The organism is Pseudomonas sp. BF-RE-21, from assembly GCF_019947305.1.
Lineage (GTDB): Bacteria > Pseudomonadota > Gammaproteobacteria > Pseudomonadales > Pseudomonadaceae > Aquipseudomonas > Aquipseudomonas migulae.
On the sequence record NZ_JAGYGF010000030.1, the window covers coordinates 24,889 to 45,852 of the forward strand.

Here is a 20,964-nt window from a genome sequence, read left to right on the forward strand (position 1 = left end):
CAACATTTTTATTGGCTGACACTCCGCGATCGCCGGCAAGCCGGCTCCTACAGGTTTCGCATTTCAACATTTGAGGACTATCTATGGACTGGAAACCCCACATCACCGTCGCCACCATCGTCGAAGACAATGGCCGCTTCCTGATGGTCGAAGAAACCAAGCACGGACGGACGGTACTCAACCAGCCCGCCGGCCACCTCGACCCGAACGAAACCCTGACCGAAGCCGCCGTACGCGAAACCCTCGAAGAAACCGGCTGGGACGTCGAGGCGACCGGCGTGGTGGGCATTTACCTCTACACCGCGCCCAGCAACGGCGTGACGTATCAGCGAGTCTGCTTCATTGCAAAAGCGCTCAAGCACCACCCCGACTATCAACTGGATGACGGCATCGTCGGCGCAAAATGGCTGACGCGTGACGAACTGCTGGCACAACGCGCAAACTGGCGCAGTGAGCTGATCATCCGTTGTATCGATGATTATCTGGACGGTAAACACTTCGGCCTCGAACTGATCCGCCCTTCTCTTTAGCCTTGTGGGCTGCGGCCTGCTAGAATCGCGTCCTTTTTCAAGACACTCATTGAATCCCTATGCGTGATCCAGCCCCTTCTGACACACAAAAGAAGCGCGTCATTGTCGGCATGTCCGGCGGCGTGGACTCTTCCGTTTCCGCCCTCCTGCTGATCGAGCAGGGTTATGAGGTGGAAGGCCTGTTCATGAAGAACTGGGAAGAAGACGATGGAACGGAATACTGCACCGCCATGGACGACCTGGCGGACGCCCAGGCCGTGTGCGACAAAATTGGCATCAAGCTGCACACCGCCAACTTCGCCGCCGAGTACTGGGACAACGTGTTCGAGCACTTCCTGGCCGAATACAAGGCCGGTCGCACGCCGAACCCGGACATCCTGTGCAACCGCGAAATCAAGTTCAAGGCGTTCCTCGACTACGCCATGGTGCTCGGCGCCGACCTGATCGCCACCGGCCACTACGTGCGCCGCCGCGACATCGACGGCCGCACCGAACTGCTCAAGGGCCTGGACCCGAACAAGGACCAGAGCTACTTCCTGCACGCCGTCGGCGGCGAACAGATCGCCAAGACCCTGTTCCCGGTCGGCGAGCTGGAAAAACCGCAAGTGCGGGCGATTGCCGAGAAATACGAACTCGCCACCGCGAAGAAAAAGGATTCCACCGGGATCTGCTTCATCGGCGAACGCCGCTTCAGCGACTTCCTCAAGCAGTACCTGCCGGCGCAGCCAGGCGAAATCAAAACCACCGAAGGTGAAGTCATCGGCCGCCACCACGGCTTGATGTACCACACCATCGGCCAGCGTCAGGGCCTGGGCATCGGCGGCTTGAAAGACGCCAGTGACGAGCCGTGGTACGTGCTGATCAAAGACCTGGAGCACAACGAACTGATCGTTGGCCAGGGCAATGACCACCCTTACCTGTTCTCCCGCGCCCTGCTCGCCTCCGACATCTATTGGGTCAACCCGATCGACCTGAGCGAGCCGCGCAAACTGACCGCCAAAGTGCGTTATCGCCAGAGCGACCAGTCGTGCACGCTGGAGAAAACCGCCACCGGCTACCGCGCGACCTTCGATGAGCCGCAACGCGCGGTCACTCCAGGTCAGTCTGTGGTGTTCTACGACGGCGAAATCTGCCTCGGCGGCGGCGTGATTGAAGTGGCGGAACCGTGGACCAGCAAAGGCACCCTTCAAGGCGAGCAGCAATGAGCCCCACTCAGGAGCAACTGACGGCGCTGGGCGGCGTGTTTCTCGCCGCCGTCCTTGTCGACAAGATCGCCAAGACCGGCCAGACCAGCGAAGCCGGCCTGACGTGCATGCTTGGCAGCCTGCTGATTCGCGACCCCAAGGACACGCTGGAAGTCTACGGCGGCGACGACATCAATCTGCGCGAAGGTTATCGCGCACTGATCGGCGCCCTTGAACGTGACCCGAGCACCCTGCAGCGCGAACCGCTGCGCTACGCCCTGGCAATGCTCGGGCTGGAGCGGCAACTGGCCAAGCGCGGCGACATGCTCGAGGTGATCGGCAAACGTCTGCCGCAGATTCAGTCCCAGGTCGAACACTTCGGCCCGGCGCACGAAAATGTGATCGCCGCCTGCGGCGCGCTGTACCAGGACACCCTGAGCACCTTGCGCCAACGGATTCAGGTTCACGGCGACATGCGCAACCTGCAGCAGCCGAGCAACGCTTCGAAGATCCGCGCGCTGTTGCTGGCCGGGATTCGTTCGGCGCGCCTGTGGCGGCAGTTGGGCGGTCATCGCTGGCAGTTGGTCGTCAGCCGCCGCAAATTGCTGAAAGAGCTTTACCCGCTGATGCGCAGCAGCTGAACCGCGCCCGCAACACCGTTTTGTAGTCAGTAACGCGTAATACGCTGGTCAGTTGGCAACGGACCGGCGGATTTTTTCATGTATGATACGCGCCCCATTTCGTTGCCCGACTGTCCGAGAACACCCCATGCAGCTTTCTTCGCTCACTGCGGTTTCCCCTGTTGACGGCCGCTACGCCGGCAAAACCCAGGCCCTGCGCCCAATTTTCAGCGAATACGGCCTGATCCGTGCTCGCGTGCTGGTTGAAGTGCGCTGGCTCCAGCGCCTCGCCGCTCACCCTGCCATCAGCGAAGTGCCGGCGTTCTCCGCCGAAGCCAACGCTGTGCTGAACACCCTGGCGGAAAACTTCTCTCTGGAGCACGCCGAGCGTGTCAAAGAGATCGAGCGCACCACCAACCACGACGTCAAAGCCATCGAATACCTGCTCAAAGAGCAAGCGGCCAAGCTGCCGGAACTGGCGGCTGTCAGCGAGTTCATCCACTTTGCCTGCACCAGCGAGGACATCAACAACCTGTCCCACGCCCTGATGCTGCGCGAAGGCCGTGATGACGTCATGCTGCCGCTGATGCGCCAGACTGCCGAAGCCATCCGCGAACTGGCCATCCGTTTCGCTGACGTGCCGATGCTGTCGCGCACCCACGGTCAACCGGCCTCGCCGACCACCCTGGGCAAAGAGCTGGCAAACGTGGTTTACCGTCTGGAGCGTCAAATCGCTCAAGTCGCTGCCGTTCCGCTGCTGGGCAAGATCAACGGCGCTGTCGGCAACTACAACGCTCACCTGTCGGCCTACCCTGAGATCGACTGGGAAGCCAACGCCCGCGCCTTCATCGAAGACGAACTGGGCCTGGGCTTCAACCCGTACACCACGCAGATCGAACCGCACGACTACATCGCCGAGCTGTTCGACGCGATCGCGCGCTTCAACACCATCCTGATCGACTTCGACCGCGACATCTGGGGCTACATCTCCCTGGGTTATTTCAAACAGCGCACCATCGCTGGCGAAATCGGTTCGTCGACCATGCCGCACAAGGTCAACCCGATCGACTTCGAAAACTCCGAAGGCAACCTGGGTATCGCCAACGCACTGTTCCAGCACCTGGCGAGCAAACTGCCGATCTCCCGCTGGCAGCGCGACCTGACCGACTCCACCGTACTGCGCAACCTCGGTGTCGGCTTCGCCCACAGCGTGATCGCGTACGAAGCCAGCCTCAAAGGCATCAGCAAACTGGAGCTCAACGCTCAGAAAATCGCTGCTGACCTCGATGCTTGCTGGGAAGTCCTGGCCGAGCCGATCCAGACCGTGATGCGTCGCTACAACATCGAAAACCCGTACGAGAAGCTGAAAGAGTTGACCCGTGGCAAGGGCATCAGCCCTGAAGCGCTGCAAACTTTCATCGACGGGCTGGACATGCCTGCCGCCGCCAAGGCCGAGCTGAAACTGCTCACCCCGGCGAACTACATCGGCAACGCTGTAGAGCAAGCCAAGCGCATCTGATCGACCGCTTTACCCGTTTGAGACGCCCGGCAGCGCCGGGCGTTTTTATTCCCGTATGAAAAGTGCTTTTTTTCAATAGGTTACACATGAATCCTGACATTCCTCTTCAACTTCTGGGCGGCATCACGGCGCGCGAATTCCTGCGTGACTACTGGCAGAAAAAACCCCTGCTGATCCGTCAGGCGATCCCTGATTTCGAAAGCCCGATCGACGCCGACGAACTGGCCGGCCTGGCGCTGGAAGAAGAAGTTGAATCGCGCCTGATCATCGAGCACGGCGAGCGCCCTTGGGAATTGCGCCGCGGCCCGTTCGCCGAAGACGAATTCAGCAAGCTGCCGGAAACCGAATGGACCCTGCTGGTGCAAGCGGTTGACCAGTTCGTGCCGGAAGTCAGCGAACTGCTGGAACAGTTCCGCTTCCTGCCGAGCTGGCGCATCGACGACGTGATGATCAGCTTCGCTGCCCCGGGTGGCAGCGTCGGTCCGCACTTCGACAACTACGACGTGTTCCTGCTGCAAGGCCACGGCAAGCGCAACTGGAAAATCGGCCAGATGTGCAATTCCGACAGTCCGCTGCTGCAACACGCGGACCTGCGCATCCTGGCTGATTTCGAAGCCACCGATGAGTGGGTACTGGAACCGGGCGACATGCTCTACCTGCCGCCACGCCTGGCCCACTGCGGTGTGGCCGTCGATAACTGCCTGACCTACTCCGTAGGTTTCCGCGCGCCGAGCGCCGCTGAAGTGCTGACCCACTTCACCGACTTCCTCAGCCAGTTCCTGACTGACGAAGAGCGTTACACCGACGCCGACGCCCTGCCTGCGGTTGATCCGCATCAGATCCAGCACGACGCCCTCGATCGCCTGAAAGCCCTGCTGGCCGAGCACATGAGCGACGAACGCCTGCTGCTGACCTGGTTCGGCCAGTTCATGACCGAACCGCGCTACCCGGAACTGGTGGTCGGCCCTGAAGAAATCGAAGAAGACGACCTGCTCGCCAGCCTGGAGCAAGGCGCCGTACTGATCCGCAACCCGAGCGCCCGTATGGCCTGGTCCGAAGTCGATGACGACCTGCTGCTGTTCGCCAGCGGTCAGAGCCGTTATCTGCCGGGCAAACTGCGCGACCTGCTGAAGTTGATCTGTGCCGCCGATGCGCTGCACATCGACAACCTCGGCGAATGGCTGAGCGACGAAGACGGTCGCGGCTTGATTTGCGAACTGATCAAGCAAGGAAGCCTGGGGTTTGCCGATGAATAAAATTCACGTACGTGTCGCAGACTGGCAAAAGGATAACGCCGAGATCCGGCGCATTCGTGAGACGGTGTTCATCGCCGAGCAATCCGTTCCGCCCGAGCTGGAATGGGATGCAGATGACGCGACAGCGGTGCATTTCCTGGCCTTCGAAGGTGACTTTCCGATTGGCACCGCACGCTTGCTGCCCGACGGGCATGTTGGCCGGGTTTCGGTGCTGAAAGACTGGCGCGGCTTGAAGGTTGGCGATGCGCTGATGCAAGCGGTGATCGGTGAAGCCGAGAAGCGCGGGCTGAAGCAGCAGATGCTGAGCGCGCAGGTGCAGGCGACGGCGTTCTATGAGCGCCTTGGTTTCAGCCTGGTCAGTGAGGAGTTCCTGGAAGCCGGGATTCCGCATGTGGACATGGTGCGGCACTCGGCTTAAAACCGCGGCGCGGCCTTCGCGAGCAAGCTTCGCTCCTACAGGATCACACCGAACCTGTAGGAGCGAGGCTTGCCCGCGAAGAGGCCCGAAAGCACACCACAAAACGCCCCGCCATTTTCGGATGCCGGGGCGTTTTGCTGTCTAGGATTCAACTTGCCCCACGCCAGGCCGACAAACTGGCAAACTCAAGACCTGTAGGAGCGAGCCTGCTCGCGATAGTCGTGAGACCGCCGCGGGGTATCAGGCTTCCAGCGTCATCGTTGACGACCATCGCCAGCAAGCTGGCTCCTACACACAAACTTCAAGGCCGGAGATAACGGATATGTCCCTACGCACCCTGCTCACCACGCTGCTGCTGACCTGCAGTTTTTCGGTCATGGCAGCCACCGAGATCGTGCCGTTGAACTACCACACCAGCGCCGACATGCTGCCGATGGCGCAGGATTTTATCGGCAAGGACGGCCAGGTCAGCGCCTACGGCAACCAACTGATCGTCAATGCCGATCAACGCAAGATCGACGAACTTAAAGCGCTTATCGCCCAACTCGACACTCAACCCAAGCGCCTGTTGATCACCGTCGACACCAACGAAAACAACTTCCAGGGCGATCAGGGTTACTCGGTGAACGGCGCCAAACCCAACCAGACCCGAATCATCAATCGCAGCACCGAAAGCCGTGACGGCGGCATTCAGCAAGTCCAGGCCAGCGAAGGCACACCGGCGCTGATCCAGGTCGGCCAGAGCGTGCCGTTGACCAGCACGCAGATCGATTCCTATGGCGATCCCCGCAGCCAGACCGAATACCGCAACGTCACCCAGGGTTTCTATGTCACCGCCAGCGTCACCGGCGACATCGTTCACCTGTCGATCAGTACCAACCGTGACCGCATGAGCCAGGAACGTCCCGATGTAGTGAACGTGCAAAGCACCGACACAACCGTCACCGGCCGCCTCGGCGAATGGATCACCCTCGCCGGCGTGAATCACCAGACTCAGGCCGACAAACAGGGCATGACCCGCAGCTACTCGACTCAGGGCCGGGATGACATGACCCTGCGGGTGAAAGTCGATACTTTGGACTAAACCACCAAAAACTGACTGATTAGTCGTATTAGACCAAAGATGTAGTGCTCGAAAAAAAGCACTACAAAACGTTTGACGAGCCAAAAAAGCGAAGGCATGATGGCCTCGCTCCCGCTAATCAGGGGCCCTGGCAAGGGCCTTCGAGGCGATGCTCGCACCTACCCCGCGAGCCGTTTCGTGTCTGTACCGCCCACAAGGTGTGTTTGACGAGGTTGCCGACTGGAACGAAGTTGTCCCGAGGGACGGAAGCGTATTTAGGTAACCCGGCATCACACTGAAGTTCGTATAAAGGCCCACGACGCCCGAATGCGCTCGCCAGTCCGCCCTTACCTGCTCACTTCCCCTCGAGCCCATCGTTCATCCCGTCGCCAACCCCGCCGAATTCGACTTGACCGCCTAAGCTTCTGGTCTGCGAGCGCATGAATTTTCCACCGCAGAACAACTTTCCGTAAAAGACGCGACGAGGTTTATCTCCATGGCACTGACACGCGAACAGCAAATTGCAGCCCTCGAAAAAGACTGGGCTGAAAACCCACGCTGGAAAGGCGTGACACGCGCTTACTCCGCTGCTGACGTCGTCCGCCTGCGTGGCTCGGTTCAACCTGAGCACACCTTTGCAAAACTCGGCGCCGAGAAGCTCTGGAACCTGGTCACCCAGGGCGCCAAGCCGTCCTTCCGTCCTGAGAAAGATTTCGTCAACTGCATGGGCGCCCTGACCGGCGGCCAGGCTGTACAACAAGTCAAAGCCGGCATCCAGGCGATCTACCTGTCGGGCTGGCAGGTTGCTGCGGACAACAACTCCGCCGAATCGATGTACCCGGACCAGTCGCTGTACCCGGTGGACTCGGTTCCAACCGTGGTCAAGCGCATCAACAACTCGTTCCGTCGTGCTGACCAGATCCAGTGGAAAGCCGGCAAGGGCCCGGGCGACGAAGGTTACATCGACTACTTCGCACCAATCGTGGCTGACGCCGAAGCCGGTTTCGGCGGCGTACTGAACGCCTACGAGCTGATGAAGAGCATGATCGAAGCAGGCGCCGCCGGCGTTCACTTCGAAGACCAACTGGCTTCCGTGAAAAAATGCGGCCACATGGGCGGCAAGGTACTGGTTCCTACCCAGGAAGCCGTACAGAAGCTGACCGCTGCCCGTCTGGCGGCTGACGTTGCCGGTACTCCGACCATCATCCTGGCACGTACCGACGCTAACGCGGCCGACCTGCTGACTTCCGACTGCGACCCGTACGACCAGCCATTCGTGACTGGCGAACGTACCCAGGAAGGCTTCTACAAAGTGCGCGCCGGCCTGGACCAGGCAATCGCTCGCGGCCTGGCTTACGCCCCGTACGCCGACCTGATCTGGTGCGAAACCGCCAAGCCGGATCTGGACGAAGCCCGTCGCTTCGCTGAAGCGATCAAGAAGGAATACCCGGACCAACTGCTGTCGTACAACTGCTCGCCTTCCTTCAACTGGAAGAAAAACCTGGACGACGCGACCATCGCCAAGTTCCAGCGCGAACTGTCCGCCATGGGTTACAAGCACCAGTTCATCACCCTGGCCGGCATTCACAACATGTGGCACAGCATGTTCAACCTGGCGCACGACTACGCCCGCAACGACATGACTGCCTACGTGAAGCTGCAAGAGCAGGAATTCGCCGACGCCGCCAAGGGTTACACCTTCGTGGCTCACCAGCAGGAAGTGGGCACCGGCTACTTCGACGACATGACCACCGTGATCCAGGGCGGCTCCTCGTCGGTTACCGCACTGACCGGTTCGACTGAAGAAGAACAGTTCCACTGATCTGCTTCGCCTGAACGAACGGCCGTTGCGGACCGAATAAAAAGCTAACCGCAACGCCGCATATCTGACGCCCCGACTGGTTCGGGGCGTTTTTTTTGCGTTCATTTTTTACACGATACGACCCCTGTAGGAGCGAGCGGTGCGGCGATCCGACTTGCCCGCGAAGAATGCACCGCGACATGCCAGGTAGACCGCAGCGCATTCTTCGCGGGCAAGCCTCGCTCCTACAGAAGGAAGGGGGTGATTCAGGAAAAATCCTTGATCCAGCGCAGTTTCACGATCAGAAAAACAGGGTAAAACGGTGCCGCCCGCTACTTGCAGTAACGCGCATATAAGACAACTTTCCACCCACCTACCCGTTAAACAGTTTGAAAACCGCTTCAAACAATATTGATTATCATTTAGCTCAAACTATGTTCGTTACATTCCCTACAAAACATAATTGATGAAAAGCCTGCTAATGCCCGCAACGCATGGGCTGCGGGACTTTGGAGGTGCGCTATGTCCTTATTCCTATAAATAATTTCGCTATAGGAATTTTACTTGCACGGTGTTGTGCCATAAAATCAGCGGGATTGATTGCTGCGACATATCGTCACTGCTTTGTTTCTTTTTCAAGCTCAGAGACCTTTGCTCTCTGTTAAGGATTACCAGCATGCCCGAAGCGACAGGACTCATGGCCCACAACTGGGGCTTTGCCATTTTCCTTCTGGGCGTCGTCGGCCTTTGCGCCTTCATGCTCGGCGTCTCCAGCCTCCTCGGGTCAAAAGCCTGGGGCCGCAGCAAAAACGAACCGTTCGAGTCCGGCATGCTACCTACAGGTGGCGCCCGCTTGCGGCTCTCAGCCAAATTCTATCTGGTCGCGATGCTCTTCGTGATCTTCGATATCGAAGCCCTTTTTCTCTTTGCCTGGTCTGTGTCCGTCCGCGAAAGCGGCTGGACCGGATTCGTCGAAGCTCTCGTTTTCATAGCAATTCTGTTGGCAGGCCTTGTCTACCTATTCCGAGTGGGCGCCCTTGACTGGGCTCCGGAAGCTCGTCGTAAGCGGCAAGCGAAGCTGAAACAATGAGGCTTTGGCAATGCAATACAATCTCACCAGGATCGACCCCGATGCTCCTAACGAGCAGTATCCGATTGGCGAACGGGAAACCGTTTCCGATCCGTTAGAAGATCAAGTCCACAAAAACATCTTCATGGGCAAGCTCGAAGACGTGCTTAACGGCACGATCAACTGGGGGCGCAAGAACTCCCTGTGGCCGTATAACTTCGGCCTTTCGTGCTGCTACGTGGAAATGACCACCGCCTTCACGGCGCCCCACGACATCGCGCGCTTTGGCGCCGAGGTTATCCGGGCATCGCCGCGTCAGGCGGATTTCATGGTTATCGCCGGTACCTGCTTCATCAAGATGGCGCCGATCATTCAGCGTCTCTACGAGCAAATGCTCGAACCTAAATGGGTCATCTCCATGGGTTCGTGCGCCAACTCCGGTGGCATGTACGACATCTACTCAGTCGTTCAAGGGGTGGACAAGTTCCTGCCCGTGGACGTCTACGTGCCTGGCTGCCCGCCCCGCCCTGAAGCTTTTCTGCAAGGCTTGATGCTTTTGCAGGAGTCGATAGGACAGGAGCGTCGTCCGCTTTCCTGGGTCGTTGGCGATCAAGGCGTGTATCGCGCCGAGATGCCTTCCGAGAAGGACAAGCGCCGCGAACAGCGAATCGCAGTCACCAACCTGCGCAGCCCCGACGAAGTCTGATCCAGATCTGCTTCTTATATAGAACGAGACACTGGCTTCATTCTTTACGTTGACCGAAAGCGATAAATAACCATGACTACAGGCAGTGCTCTGTACATCCCGCCTTACAAGGCAGACGACCAGGATGTGGTCGTCGAACTGAATAACCGTTTTGGCCCCGAGGCGTTCACCGCCCAGCCTACCCGCACCGGCATGCCGGTGCTTTGGGTTGCCCGTGCCAAACTCGTCGAAGTGATGACCTTCCTGCGCAACCTGCCCAAGCCGTACGTCATGCTCTATGACCTGCACGGCGTGGACGAGCGTCTGCGCACCAAGCGTCAAGGGCTGCCAAGCGGCGCCGACTTCACCGTGTTCTATCACCTGATGTCGATCGAACGTAATAGTGACGTGATGATCAAGGTCGCCTTGTCCGAGAGCGACCTCAGCGTGCCGACCGTCACCGGGATCTGGCCGAACGCCAACTGGTACGAGCGTGAAGTGTGGGACATGTACGGCATCGACTTTGCCGGCCACCCGCACCTGACCCGCATCATGATGCCGCCGACCTGGGAAGGTCACCCGCTGCGCAAGGACTTCCCGGCCCGTGCCACCGAGTTCGACCCGTTCACCCTGAACCTGGCCAAGCAACAGCTTGAGGAAGAAGCCGCGCGCTTCAAGCCTGAAGACTGGGGCATGAAGCGTTCCGGTGCGAACGAGGACTACATGTTCCTCAACCTCGGTCCCAACCACCCTTCCGCGCACGGTGCGTTCCGCATCATCCTGCAGCTGGACGGTGAAGAGATCGTCGACTGCGTACCGGACGTCGGCTACCACCACCGTGGTGCCGAGAAGATGGCCGAGCGTCAGTCCTGGCACAGCTTCATCCCGTACACCGACCGTATCGACTACCTCGGTGGCGTGATGAACAACCTGCCGTACGTGCTCTCGGTCGAGAAGCTGGCCGGCATCAAGGTGCCCGAGAAGGTCGACGTCATCCGCATCATGATGGCCGAGTTCTTCCGGATCACCAGCCACCTGCTGTTCCTGGGTACCTACATCCAGGACGTCGGCGCCATGACCCCGGTGTTCTTCACCTTCACCGACCGCCAGAAGGCGTACACGGTGATCGAAGCCATTACCGGTTTCCGTCTGCACCCGGCCTGGTACCGCATCGGTGGCGTCGCCCACGACCTGCCGCGCGGCTGGGAAAAGCTGGTGAAAGATTTCGTCGAGTGGATGCCAAAGCGTCTGGACGAATACCAGAAAGCCGCCCTGGACAACAGCATCCTGCGTGGCCGGACCATCGGCGTCGCTGCCTACAACACCAAAGAGGCCCTCGAATGGGGCGTCACCGGTGCAGGCCTGCGTTCGACCGGTTGCGACTTCGACCTGCGTAAAGCGCGTCCATACTCGGGCTACGAGAACTTCGAATTCGAAGTGCCGCTGGCCGCCAATGGCGATGCCTACGACCGTTGCATCGTGCGCGTCGAAGAAATGCGCCAGAGCATCAAGATCATCGACCAGTGCATGCGCAACATGCCGGAAGGCCCGTACAAGGCGGATCACCCGCTGACCACGCCGCCGCCGAAAGAGCGCACGCTGCAGCACATCGAGACCCTGATCACGCACTTCCTGCAAGTTTCGTGGGGCCCGGTCATGCCGGCCAACGAATCCTTCCAGATGATCGAAGCGACCAAGGGCATCAACAGTTATTACCTGACGAGCGATGGCGGCACCATGAGCTACCGCACCCGGATTCGCACCCCAAGCTTCCCGCACCTGCAGCAGATCCCTTCGGTGATCAAAGGCAGCATGGTCGCGGACTTGATTGCGTACCTGGGTAGTATCGATTTCGTTATGGCCGACGTGGACCGCTAAGCATGAACAGCACGCTTATCCAGACAGACCGTTTCACCTTGAGTGAAACCGAGCGCTCGGCCATCGAGCACGAGCTGCATCACTACGAAGACCCGCGCGCGGCGTCGATCGAAGCCCTGAAGATCGTCCAGAAGGAACGTGGCTGGGTGCCTGACGGCGCGCTCTACGCGATCGGCGAGATCCTCGGCATCCCGGCGAGCGACGTTGAAGGCGTGGCTACTTTCTATAGCCAGATCTTCCGTCAGCCAGTCGGTCGCCACATCATTCGCGTCTGCGACAGCATGGTCTGCTACATCGGCGGCCATGAATCGGTAGTCAGCGAAATCCAGAGCAAACTCGGCATCGGCCTGGGCCAGACCACCGCCGACGGTCGTTTCACCCTGCTGCCGGTCTGCTGCCTCGGCAACTGCGACAAGGCGCCGGCGTTGATGATCGACGACGACACTTTCGGTGATGTGCAGCCTGCCGGCGTTGCCAAATTGCTCGAGGGCTACGTATGACCCTGACTTCCTTCGGTCCTGCCAACCGCATCAAGCGTTCGGCCGAGACTCACCCGCTGACCTGGCGTCTGCGTGACGACGGCGAAGCTGTCTGGCTCGACGAGTACCAGGCCAAGAACGGTTACGCGGCTGCGCGCAAAGCCTTCGCCGACATGGCACAGGACGACATCGTCCAGACCGTGAAAGACGCCGGCCTGAAAGGTCGCGGCGGTGCAGGCTTCCCCACGGGCGTGAAGTGGGGCCTGATGCCGAAAGACGAATCCATCAACATCCGCTACCTGCTGTGCAACGCGGATGAAATGGAGCCGAACACCTGGAAAGACCGCATGCTGATGGAGCAACTGCCCCATCTGCTGATCGAAGGCATGCTGATCAGTGCCCGCGCGCTGAAAACCTACCGTGGCTACATCTTCCTGCGTGGCGAATACACCACCGCCGCCAAGCACCTCAACCGTGCCGTGGAAGAAGCCAAGGCAGCTGGCCTTTTGGGCAAAAACATCCTGGGCAGCGGCTTCGATTTCGAGCTGTTCGTCCACACCGGCGCCGGGCGTTACATCTGCGGTGAAGAAACCGCACTGATCAACTCCCTCGAAGGCCGCCGCGCCAACCCGCGCTCCAAGCCGCCCTTCCCTGCCGCCGTTGGCGTGTGGGGCAAGCCGACTTGCGTGAACAACGTTGAAACCCTGTGCAACGTCCCGGCGATCATTGCCGATGGCGTGGACTGGTACAAATCGTTGGCTCGCGAAGGCAGTGAAGACATGGGCACCAAGCTCATGGGCTTCTCCGGTAAGGTCAAGAACCCGGGCCTGTGGGAATTGCCATTCGGCGTTACCGGTCGCGAGTTGTTCGAAGACTACGCCGGCGGCATGCGCGACGGTTACAAGCTCAAGGCCTGGCAGCCAGGCGGCGCCGGTACCGGCTTCCTGTTGCCTGAACACCTGGACGCACAAATGTACGCCGGCGGCATCGCCAAAGTGGGCACCCGTATGGGTACCGGCCTGGCCATGGCGGTGGACGACAGCGTCAACATGGTTTCGCTGCTGCGCAACATGGAGCAGTTCTTCGCCCGCGAATCCTGTGGTTTCTGCACCCCTTGCCGCGATGGCTTGCCATGGAGCGTCAAGCTGCTGATGGCCATCGAGAACGGCGAAGGCCAGCCAGGCGACATCGAGACCCTGCTGGGTCTGGTCGGTTTCCTCGGCCCAGGCAAGACCTTCTGTGCTCACGCACCGGGTGCCGTGGAGCCATTGGGCAGCGCAATCAAATACTTCCGCCATGAGTTCGAAGCCGGCATCGCGCCTGTCAGCGCCGTCGTCCCGCCTCTGGCAAGGCCGATCGTAGTCGGCGCTTAACGCTTAAAAAAGGCGAACGGTCCGTGCCGTTCGCCTTCTCGTGTGATGACGCCTTGAACGGCTGTGTTGATTCACGCGAATAACAAGATTCCATTAGCCACGCCCGCTGACACCGGGCCAACGAAGAACTTTGAACCATGGCCACTATCCACGTAGACGGCAAAGAGCTCGAAGTCGATGGGGCAGACAACCTGTTACAGGCATGTCTGTCGCTAGGCCTCGATATCCCTTATTTCTGCTGGCACCCTGCCCTTGGCAGCGTTGGCGCTTGCCGCCAGTGCGCGGTCAAGCAGTACACCGACGAGAACGACACCCGCGGTCGCATCGTCATGTCCTGCATGACCCCTGCCACCGACGGCACCTGGATCTCCATCGAAGATGAAGAGTCCAAGGCCTTCCGCGCCAGTGTTGTTGAATGGCTGATGACCAACCACCCGCACGACTGCCCGGTCTGTGAGGAAGGCGGTCACTGCCACCTGCAAGACATGACCGTGATGACCGGCCACAACGAGCGCCGTTATCGCTTCACCAAGCGTACCCACCAGAACCAGCAACTGGGCCCGTTCATTTCCCACGAAATGAACCGCTGCATCGCTTGCTACCGCTGCGTGCGCTTCTATAAGGATTACGCTGGCGGCACCGACCTTGGTGTGTTCGGCGCCCACGACAACGTGTACTTCGGTCGCGTTGAAGACGGCGTACTGGAAAGCGAATTCTCCGGCAACCTCACCGAGGTCTGCCCGACCGGTGTGTTCACCGACAAGACTCACTCCGAGCGCTACAACCGCAAGTGGGACATGCAGTTCTCGCCGAGCATCTGCCATGGCTGCTCCAGCGGTTGCAACATCTCCCCGGGCGAGCGTTACGGCGAACTGCGTCGGATCGAAAACCGCTTCAACGGTTCGGTCAACCAGTACTTCCTGTGCGACCGTGGCCGTTTCGGCTATGGCTACGTCAACCGCGAAGACCGCCCGCGTCAGCCTCTGCTGGCCAACGGCACCAAGCTGAGCCTCGACGAAGCGCTGGATAAAGCGGCTGACCTGCTGCGCGGTCGCAACATCGTCGGTATCGGTTCGCCGCGTGCCAGCCTCGAAAGCAACTACGCGTTGCGCGAGCTGGTCGGTGCCGAGCACTTCTACTCCGGTATCGAAGCCGCCGAGCTGGAACGCATTCGTCTGGTCATGCAGGTGCTGAAAGACAGCCCGCTGCCGATCCCGAACATGCGCGACATCGAAGACCACGACGCCATCTTCGTCCTCGGCGAAGACCTGACCCAGACCGCCGCCCGTATGGCGCTGTCCCTGCGTCAATCGGTCAAGGGCAAGGCCGAAGACATGGCCGACGGCATGCGCGTTCAGCCTTGGCTCGACGCTGCGGTGAAGAACATCGGTCAGCACGAGCTGAACCCGCTGTTCATCGCCAGCCTGGCTGAAACCAAGCTCGACGACATCGCCGAAGAGTGCGTTCACGCCGCTCCAGATGACCTGGCCCGCATCGGTTTCGCCGTGGCTCACGCCCTCGACGCCAGCGCCCCAGCCGTTGAAGGCCTCGACACCGAAGCCCTCGAACTGGCCAAGCGCATTGCCGACGCCCTGCTCGCGGCCAAGCGTCCACTGATCATTGCCGGTACCTCGCTGGGTTCCAAAGCATTGATCGAAGCCGCCGCGAACATCGCCAAAGCCCTGAAGCTGCGCGAGAAGAACGGTTCCATCAGCCTGATCGTGCCAGAGGCCAACAGCCTCGGCCTGGCCATGCTCGGTGGCGAATCGGTCGACGCCGCGCTGCAAGCGGTGATCGATGGCAAGGCCGACGCCATCGTCGTGCTGGAAAACGATCTGTACACCCGTACCGACAAAGCCCGTGTCGATGCCGCCCTGACCGCCGCGAAAGTGGTGATCGTTGCCGACCACCAGAAAACCGCCACCAGCGATCGCGCGCACCTGGTTCTGCCAGCCGCCAGCTTCGCTGAAGGCGACGGTACGCTGGTCAGCCAGGAAGGCCGCGCCCAGCGCTTCTTCCAGGTCTTCGATCCGAAGTACATGGACGCGAGCATCCTGGTTCACGAAGGCTGGCGCTGGCTGCATGCCCTGCGCGCTACCTTGCTGAACCAGCCGATCGACTGGACCCAACTGGACCACGTCACCGCTGCCGTCGCTGCAAGCACGCCGCAACTGAACCGCATCGTCGATGCCGCACCGTCCGCCTCGTTCCGCATCAAGGGCATGAAGCTTGCCCGCGAACCGCTGCGTTACTCGGGTCGTACCGCCATGCGCGCTGACATCAACGTGCACGAACCGCGTACCCCGCAAGACAAGGACACCGCGTTCGCCTTCTCCATGGAAGGTTACTCGGGCTCGGCCGAACCGCGTCAGCAAGTGCCTTTCGCCTGGTCTCCGGGCTGGAACTCGCCGCAAGCCTGGAACAAGTTCCAGGACGAAGTCGGTGGTCACATCCGCGCTGGCGACCCGGGCACCCGCCTGATCGAAAGCACCGGTGATTCGCTGAACTGGTTCTCGGCTGTTCCGCGCGCCTTCAACCCGGCGCCGGGCACCTGGCAGGTCGTGCCGTTCTTCCACCTGCTCGGTAGCGAAGAGAACTCTTCGAAAGCCGCACCGGTTCAGGAACGCATCCCGGCCGCCTACGTCGCTTTGGCCAAGTCCGAAGCGGATCGCCTGGGTGTCAATGACGGTGCCCTGCTGAGCTTGAACGTTGCCGGCCAGACCCTGCGTCTGCCACTGCGCATCAACGAAGAACTGGGTGCTGGCCTGGTCGCATTGCCGGCCGGTATCGCGGGCATTCCGCCAGCGATCTTTGGCAAATCCGTTGACGGTCTGCAGGAGGCAGCTCAATGACCTGGTTCACGCCTGAAGTGATTGACGTGATCATCGCGGTCCTCAAGGCCATCGTGATTCTGCTCGCCGTGGTGGTGTGCGGCGCGCTGCTGAGCTGGGTCGAGCGTCGTCTGCTCGCCCTCTGGCAGGACCGTTACGGTCCGAACCGCGTCGGCCCGTTCGGCGCGTTCCAGATCGCGGCCGACATGATCAAGATGTTCTTCAAGGAAGACTGGACCCCGCCGTTCGCCGACAAGATGATCTTCACCCTGGCACCGGTCGTGGCCATGAGCGCCCTGCTGATTGCCTTCGCGATCATCCCGATCACCCCGACCTGGGGCGTGGCGGACATCAACATCGGCATCCTGTTCTTCTTCGCCATGGCCGGCCTGTCGGTCTACGCGGTGCTGTTCGCCGGCTGGTCGAGCAACAACAAGTTCGCCCTGCTGGGCAGCTTGCGGGCCTCGGCACAGACCGTGTCGTACGAAGTGTTCATGGGCCTGTCGCTGATGGGCATCGTGATCCAGGTCGGCTCGTTCAACATGCGCGACATCGTTGAATACCAAGCGCAGAACCTGTGGTTCATCATCCCGCAGATCTTCGGTTTCCTGACCTTCTTCATCGCCGGCGTCGCCGTGACTCACCGTCACCCGTTCGACCAGCCGGAAGCGGAGCAGGAACTGGCTGACGGTTACCACATTGAATACGCCGGCATGAAATGGGGCATGTTCTTCGTCGGCGAGTACATCGGCATCGTGTTGATTTCGGCGCTGCTGGTGACCTTGTTCTTCGGTGGCTGGCACGGTCCGTTCAACATTCTGCCGCAGATCCCGTTCATCTGGTTTGCGCTGAAAACCGCGTTCTTCATCATGATCTTCATCCTGTTGCGCGCCTCGATTCCGCGCCCACGGTATGACCAAGTGATGGACTTCAGCTGGAAGTTCTGCCTGCCGCTGACCCTCGTCAACATGCTGGTGACCGCTGCGATCGTGTTGCTCAACACGCCCGCCGTCGCGGCTCAGTGAGGATAGAGAATCATGAAGTACATATTTGACATCGTGCATGGCTTCTTCACCCAGCTTCGCAGCCTGGTGATGATTTTCGGCCACGCCTTCCGCAAGCGCGACACGCTGCAGTACCCGGAAGAACCGGTCTACCTGCCGCCGCGCTACCGTGGCCGTATCGTCCTGACCCGCGACCCTGATGGCGAAGAGCGTTGTGTAGCCTGCAACCTGTGCGCCGTGGCGTGCCCGGTCGGGTGCATCTCGCTGCAGAAAGCTGAAACCGAAGACGGTCGCTGGTACCCGGACTTCTTCCGCATCAACTTCTCGCGCTGCATTTTCTGCGGCCTCTGCGAGGAAGCCTGCCCGACCACCGCGATCCAGCTGACACCGGATTTCGAGATGGCCGAGTTCAAACGTCAGGACCTGGTTTACGAGAAAGAAGATCTGCTGATCTCCGGCCCCGGCAAAAACCCTGATTACAACTTCTATCGTGTTGCAGGTATGGCGATTGCCGGGAAGCCGAAAGGCTCCGCGCAGAATGAAGCCGAACCGATCAACGTGAAGAGCTTGCTGCCTTAAGGAAGAAAGATGGAATTCGCTTTCTATTTCGCATCGGGTATCGCTGTGGTGTCCACGCTTCGCGTGATCACCCACACCAACCCTGTGCACGCCCTGCTCTACCTGATCATTTCGCTGATCGCCGTGGCCATGACGTTCTTCGCCCTCGGCGCACCGTTTGCCGGTGTTCTGGAAGTGATCGCCTACGCTGGCGCCATCATGGTGCTGTTCGTGTTCGTGGTGATGATGCTGAACCTGGGCCCGGCCTCGGTTCAGCAAGAGCGCGTCTGGCTCAAGCCCGGCATCTGGCTCGGCCCGGTGATTCTCGGCGCCCTGCTGCTGGCTGAACTGCTGTACGTGCTGTTCTCCCACCAGAGCGGCCAGGCCGTCGGCCACACCACCGTAGACGCCAAGGCCGTGGGCATCAGCCTGTTCGGTCCGTACCTGCTGGTGGTCGAACTCGCCTCGATGCTGCTGCTCGCCGCAGCCGTGACGGCGTTCCACTTGGGCCGTAACGAAGCCAAGGAGCAATGACGATGCCTGCTATCCCTTTGGAGCATGGTCTGGCGGTCGCCGGCATCCTGTTCTGCCTCGGTCTGGTCGGCCTGATGGTCCGCCGCAACATTCTCTTCGTGCTGATGAGCCTGGAGGTCATGATGAATGCCTCCGCTTTGGCGTTCATCGTTGCCGGTAGCCGCTGGGCGCAGCCGGATGGACAGATCATGTTCATCCTGGTGATCAGCCTGGCAGCCGCCGAGGCCAGTATCGGCCTGGCGATCCTGCTGCAACTGTATCGCCGCTTCCACACGCTCGATATCGACGCTGCCAGTGAGATGCGCGGATGAATCTTCTCTATCTGACTTTCGTATTCCCTCTCATCGGTTTCCTGCTGCTGTCGTTCTCCCGTGGACGCCTCTCGGAAAACCTGTCGGCGCTGATCGGCGTCGGTTCCATCGGCCTGTCTGCCATCGTCACCGCTTACGTGATCTGGCAGTTCAACATCGCGCCACCTGAAGGCGGTCACTACACCCAGGTGTTGTGGCAGTGGATGGCGGTGGAAGGCTTCACGCCGAACTTCGCGCTGTACCTGGATGGTCTGTCCCTGACCATGCTCGGTGTAGTCGTCGGTGTCGGCTTCCTGATCCACCTGTTCGCGTCCTGGTACATGCGCGGTGAAGCCGGTTACTCGCGCTTCTTCGCCTACACCAACCTGTTTATCGCCAGCATGCTGTTCCTGGTCCTGGGCGATAACCTGTTGTTCCTGTACTTCGGCTGGGAAGGCGTGGGCCTGTGCTCGTACCTGTTGATCGGTTTCTACTACAGCAACCGCAACAACGGTAACGCCGCACTCAAAGCCTTCATCGTGACCCGCATCGGCGACGTGTTCATGGCCATCGGCCTGTTCATCCTGTTCGCCCAACTGGGTACGCTGAACGTCCAGGAACTGCTGGTGCTGGCACCGCAGAAATTCCAGGCCGGCGACTTCTGGATGGTCATGGCCACCCTGATGCTGCTGGGCGGCGCTGTCGGTAAATCCGCGCAACTGCCACTGCAAACCTGGCTGGCGGATGCGATGGCCGGTCCTACCCCGGTTTCGGCACTGATCCACGCCGCGACCATGGTGACCGCCGGTGTCTACCTGATCGCCCGTACCCACGGCCTGTTCACCCTGGCGCCGGAAATCCTGCATCTGGTAGGCATCGTCGGCGGCGTGACCCTGGTACTCGCCGGATTCGCGGCACTGGTTCAGACCGACATCAAACGTATCCTCGCCTATTCGACCATGAGCCAGATCGGCTACATGTTCCTGGCGCTGGGCGTTGGTGCATGGGATGGCGCGATTTTCCACCTGATGACCCACGCCTTCTTCAAGGCGCTGCTGTTCCTTGCGTCCGGTGCGGTGATCGTTGCCTGCCACCACGAGCAGAACATCTTCAAGATGGGCGGCCTGTGGAAGAAACTGCCACTGGCCTACGCCAGCTTCATCGTCGGCGGCGCGGCCCTGGCGGCCCTGCCACTGGTGACCGCAGGCTTCTACTCCAAGGACGAAATCCTTTGGGAAGCGTTTGCCAGCGGCAACCAGGGTCTGCTGTACGCAGGTCTGGTCGGTGCGTTCATGACTTCGCTGTACACCTTCCGCCTGATCTTCATCGCGTTCCACGGTGAAGTGAAGACCGAAGCGCACGCCGGTCACGGCATCGCTCACTGGCTGCCACTGTCGGTGCTGATCGTATTGTCCACCGCCATTGGCGCGATGATCGTTCCGCCGCTGCACGGTGTGCTGCCGGAAAGCGTCGGCCACGCCGGCGGCGAAGCCAAGCACAGTCTGGAAATCGCCTCGGGCGCCATCGCCCTGGCCGGTATCCTGCTGGCCGCATTGCTGTTCCTCGGCAAGCGTCGTTTCGTCACTGCAATCGCCAACAGCGGCATCGGCCGCTTCCTTTCGGCCTGGTGGTTCGCTGCCTGGGGCTTCGACTGGATCTACGACAAACTGTTCGTCAAGCCATACCTGGCGATCAGCCATGTACTGCGCAAAGACCCGCTCGACCAGACCATCGGTCTGATCCCGCGTATGGCCAAAGGCGGTCACACCGCCCTGAGCCGTACCGAAACCGGTCAACTGCGTTGGTACGCGGCATCGATGGCAGCCGGCTCCGTGCTGGTCATCGGCGCCATCGTGCTGGTAGCGGTCTGAA

At 60.3% G+C, this 20,964-nt stretch carries 19 protein-coding genes; all 19 read left to right on the forward strand.

What is annotated here, in order from left to right:
* Positions 1 to 83 precede the first annotated feature (83 nt).
* The 19 genes from KGB25_RS19005 to nuoL all read left to right on the forward strand — a co-directional run bounded on the left by KGB25_RS19005 (position 84) and on the right by nuoL (position 20,963).
* Positions 84 to 530, forward strand: a complete 447-nt coding sequence (locus tag KGB25_RS19005) for an NUDIX hydrolase (RefSeq protein ID WP_008032714.1) — start codon at positions 84 to 86, stop codon at positions 528 to 530.
* A 59-nt stretch (positions 531 to 589) separates the two neighbouring features.
* Positions 590 to 1,735 (forward strand): tRNA 2-thiouridine(34) synthase MnmA, encoded by a 1,146-nt coding sequence (gene mnmA, locus KGB25_RS19010; RefSeq protein ID WP_008041236.1) that lies wholly within the window; start codon positions 590 to 592, stop codon positions 1,733 to 1,735.
* Positions 1,732 to 2,355 carry a high frequency lysogenization protein HflD gene (gene hflD, locus KGB25_RS19015; protein WP_008032717.1) on the forward strand — a complete coding sequence of 208 codons (624 nt, stop codon included), beginning with the start codon at positions 1,732 to 1,734 and terminating at the stop codon, positions 2,353 to 2,355. Before mnmA ends, hflD begins: the two co-directional genes overlap by 4 nt.
* 127 nt (positions 2,356 to 2,482) lie before the next feature.
* Positions 2,483 to 3,853, forward strand: coding sequence for an adenylosuccinate lyase (purB, locus tag KGB25_RS19020; protein ID WP_008032719.1), 1,371 nt, complete (start codon positions 2,483 to 2,485; stop codon positions 3,851 to 3,853).
* Positions 3,854 to 3,939: 86 nt separating this feature from the next.
* The gene (locus tag KGB25_RS19025) at positions 3,940 to 5,109 is read left to right on the forward strand and encodes a cupin domain-containing protein (protein WP_223436223.1); all 1,170 of its coding nucleotides are present in this window, start codon (positions 3,940 to 3,942) and stop codon (positions 5,107 to 5,109) included.
* The gene (locus tag KGB25_RS19030) at positions 5,102 to 5,527 is read left to right on the forward strand and encodes a GNAT family N-acetyltransferase (protein ID WP_017339601.1); all 426 of its coding nucleotides are present in this window, start codon (positions 5,102 to 5,104) and stop codon (positions 5,525 to 5,527) included. Before KGB25_RS19025 ends, KGB25_RS19030 begins: the two co-directional genes overlap by 8 nt.
* 322 nt (positions 5,528 to 5,849) lie before the next feature.
* The gene (locus KGB25_RS19035; protein WP_223436225.1) at positions 5,850 to 6,611 is read left to right on the forward strand and encodes a secretin N-terminal domain-containing protein; all 762 of its coding nucleotides are present in this window, start codon (positions 5,850 to 5,852) and stop codon (positions 6,609 to 6,611) included.
* 475 nt (positions 6,612 to 7,086) lie between these two features.
* Positions 7,087 to 8,412, forward strand: coding sequence for an isocitrate lyase (aceA, locus tag KGB25_RS19040; protein ID WP_008032724.1), 1,326 nt, complete (start codon positions 7,087 to 7,089; stop codon positions 8,410 to 8,412).
* Between the two features lie 655 nt (positions 8,413 to 9,067).
* On the forward strand, positions 9,068 to 9,481 hold the full coding sequence (locus KGB25_RS19045; RefSeq protein WP_003223812.1) for an NADH-quinone oxidoreductase subunit A: 414 nt from the start codon (positions 9,068 to 9,070) through the stop codon (positions 9,479 to 9,481).
* A gap of 10 nt (positions 9,482 to 9,491) precedes the next feature.
* The gene (locus KGB25_RS19050) at positions 9,492 to 10,166 is read left to right on the forward strand and encodes a NuoB/complex I 20 kDa subunit family protein (protein WP_008032725.1); all 675 of its coding nucleotides are present in this window, start codon (positions 9,492 to 9,494) and stop codon (positions 10,164 to 10,166) included.
* A 72-nt stretch (positions 10,167 to 10,238) separates the two neighbouring features.
* Positions 10,239 to 12,023: an NADH-quinone oxidoreductase subunit C/D gene (gene nuoC / locus KGB25_RS19055; RefSeq protein ID WP_008032726.1), complete on the forward strand. Its 1,785-nt coding sequence runs from the start codon at positions 10,239 to 10,241 to the stop codon at positions 12,021 to 12,023.
* 2 nt (positions 12,024 to 12,025) lie between these two features.
* On the forward strand, positions 12,026 to 12,523 hold the full coding sequence (gene nuoE, locus KGB25_RS19060; RefSeq protein ID WP_008020715.1) for an NADH-quinone oxidoreductase subunit NuoE: 498 nt from the start codon (positions 12,026 to 12,028) through the stop codon (positions 12,521 to 12,523).
* Entirely contained in the window at positions 12,520 to 13,875 is a 1,356-nt protein-coding gene (gene nuoF, locus KGB25_RS19065; protein ID WP_008032727.1) for an NADH-quinone oxidoreductase subunit NuoF, read from the forward strand. The genes nuoE and nuoF overlap by 4 nt, the downstream gene beginning before the upstream one ends.
* 137 nt (positions 13,876 to 14,012) lie before the next feature.
* Complete coding sequence (nuoG, locus tag KGB25_RS19070) at positions 14,013 to 16,727, forward strand: NADH-quinone oxidoreductase subunit NuoG (RefSeq protein ID WP_223436227.1); 2,715 nt, start codon at positions 14,013 to 14,015, stop codon at positions 16,725 to 16,727.
* Complete coding sequence (gene nuoH / locus KGB25_RS19075) at positions 16,724 to 17,731, forward strand: NADH-quinone oxidoreductase subunit NuoH (RefSeq protein WP_008032732.1); 1,008 nt, start codon at positions 16,724 to 16,726, stop codon at positions 17,729 to 17,731. The genes nuoG and nuoH overlap by 4 nt, the downstream gene beginning before the upstream one ends.
* Before the next feature lie 12 nt (positions 17,732 to 17,743).
* Complete coding sequence (gene nuoI / locus KGB25_RS19080) at positions 17,744 to 18,289, forward strand: NADH-quinone oxidoreductase subunit NuoI (protein WP_008032736.1); 546 nt, start codon at positions 17,744 to 17,746, stop codon at positions 18,287 to 18,289.
* 9 nt (positions 18,290 to 18,298) lie between these two features.
* Positions 18,299 to 18,802 (forward strand): NADH-quinone oxidoreductase subunit J, encoded by a 504-nt coding sequence (nuoJ, locus tag KGB25_RS19085; protein WP_008032738.1) that lies wholly within the window; start codon positions 18,299 to 18,301, stop codon positions 18,800 to 18,802.
* A 2-nt stretch (positions 18,803 to 18,804) separates the two neighbouring features.
* Positions 18,805 to 19,113, forward strand: coding sequence for an NADH-quinone oxidoreductase subunit NuoK (nuoK, locus tag KGB25_RS19090; protein ID WP_007940879.1), 309 nt, complete (start codon positions 18,805 to 18,807; stop codon positions 19,111 to 19,113).
* On the forward strand, positions 19,110 to 20,963 hold the full coding sequence (nuoL, locus tag KGB25_RS19095) for an NADH-quinone oxidoreductase subunit L (RefSeq protein WP_223436229.1): 1,854 nt from the start codon (positions 19,110 to 19,112) through the stop codon (positions 20,961 to 20,963). The genes nuoK and nuoL overlap by 4 nt, the downstream gene beginning before the upstream one ends.
* The last annotated feature ends 1 nt before the right edge of the window (position 20,964 follow it).

Coding starts and splice junctions, on each gene's coding strand:
- KGB25_RS19005 (WP_008032714.1), top strand. CDS start 84: ATGGACTGGAAACCCCACATCACCGTCGCCACCATCGTCGAAGACAAT.
- KGB25_RS19045 (WP_003223812.1), top strand. CDS start 9,068: ATGCCCGAAGCGACAGGACTCATGGCCCACAACTGGGGCTTTGCCATT.
- KGB25_RS19035 (WP_223436225.1), top strand. CDS start 5,850: ATGTCCCTACGCACCCTGCTCACCACGCTGCTGCTGACCTGCAGTTTT.
- mnmA (WP_008041236.1), top strand. CDS start 590: ATGCGTGATCCAGCCCCTTCTGACACACAAAAGAAGCGCGTCATTGTC.
- nuoG (WP_223436227.1), top strand. CDS start 14,013: ATGGCCACTATCCACGTAGACGGCAAAGAGCTCGAAGTCGATGGGGCA.
- KGB25_RS19030 (WP_017339601.1), top strand. CDS start 5,102: ATGAATAAAATTCACGTACGTGTCGCAGACTGGCAAAAGGATAACGCC.
- nuoF (WP_008032727.1), top strand. CDS start 12,520: ATGACCCTGACTTCCTTCGGTCCTGCCAACCGCATCAAGCGTTCGGCC.
- KGB25_RS19025 (WP_223436223.1), top strand. CDS start 3,940: ATGAATCCTGACATTCCTCTTCAACTTCTGGGCGGCATCACGGCGCGC.
- nuoK (WP_007940879.1), top strand. CDS start 18,805: ATGCCTGCTATCCCTTTGGAGCATGGTCTGGCGGTCGCCGGCATCCTG.
- nuoL (WP_223436229.1), top strand. CDS start 19,110: ATGAATCTTCTCTATCTGACTTTCGTATTCCCTCTCATCGGTTTCCTG.
- hflD (WP_008032717.1), top strand. CDS start 1,732: ATGAGCCCCACTCAGGAGCAACTGACGGCGCTGGGCGGCGTGTTTCTC.
- nuoJ (WP_008032738.1), top strand. CDS start 18,299: ATGGAATTCGCTTTCTATTTCGCATCGGGTATCGCTGTGGTGTCCACG.
- nuoI (WP_008032736.1), top strand. CDS start 17,744: ATGAAGTACATATTTGACATCGTGCATGGCTTCTTCACCCAGCTTCGC.
- nuoH (WP_008032732.1), top strand. CDS start 16,724: ATGACCTGGTTCACGCCTGAAGTGATTGACGTGATCATCGCGGTCCTC.
- nuoE (WP_008020715.1), top strand. CDS start 12,026: ATGAACAGCACGCTTATCCAGACAGACCGTTTCACCTTGAGTGAAACC.
- nuoC (WP_008032726.1), top strand. CDS start 10,239: ATGACTACAGGCAGTGCTCTGTACATCCCGCCTTACAAGGCAGACGAC.
- aceA (WP_008032724.1), top strand. CDS start 7,087: ATGGCACTGACACGCGAACAGCAAATTGCAGCCCTCGAAAAAGACTGG.
- KGB25_RS19050 (WP_008032725.1), top strand. CDS start 9,492: ATGCAATACAATCTCACCAGGATCGACCCCGATGCTCCTAACGAGCAG.
- purB (WP_008032719.1), top strand. CDS start 2,483: ATGCAGCTTTCTTCGCTCACTGCGGTTTCCCCTGTTGACGGCCGCTAC.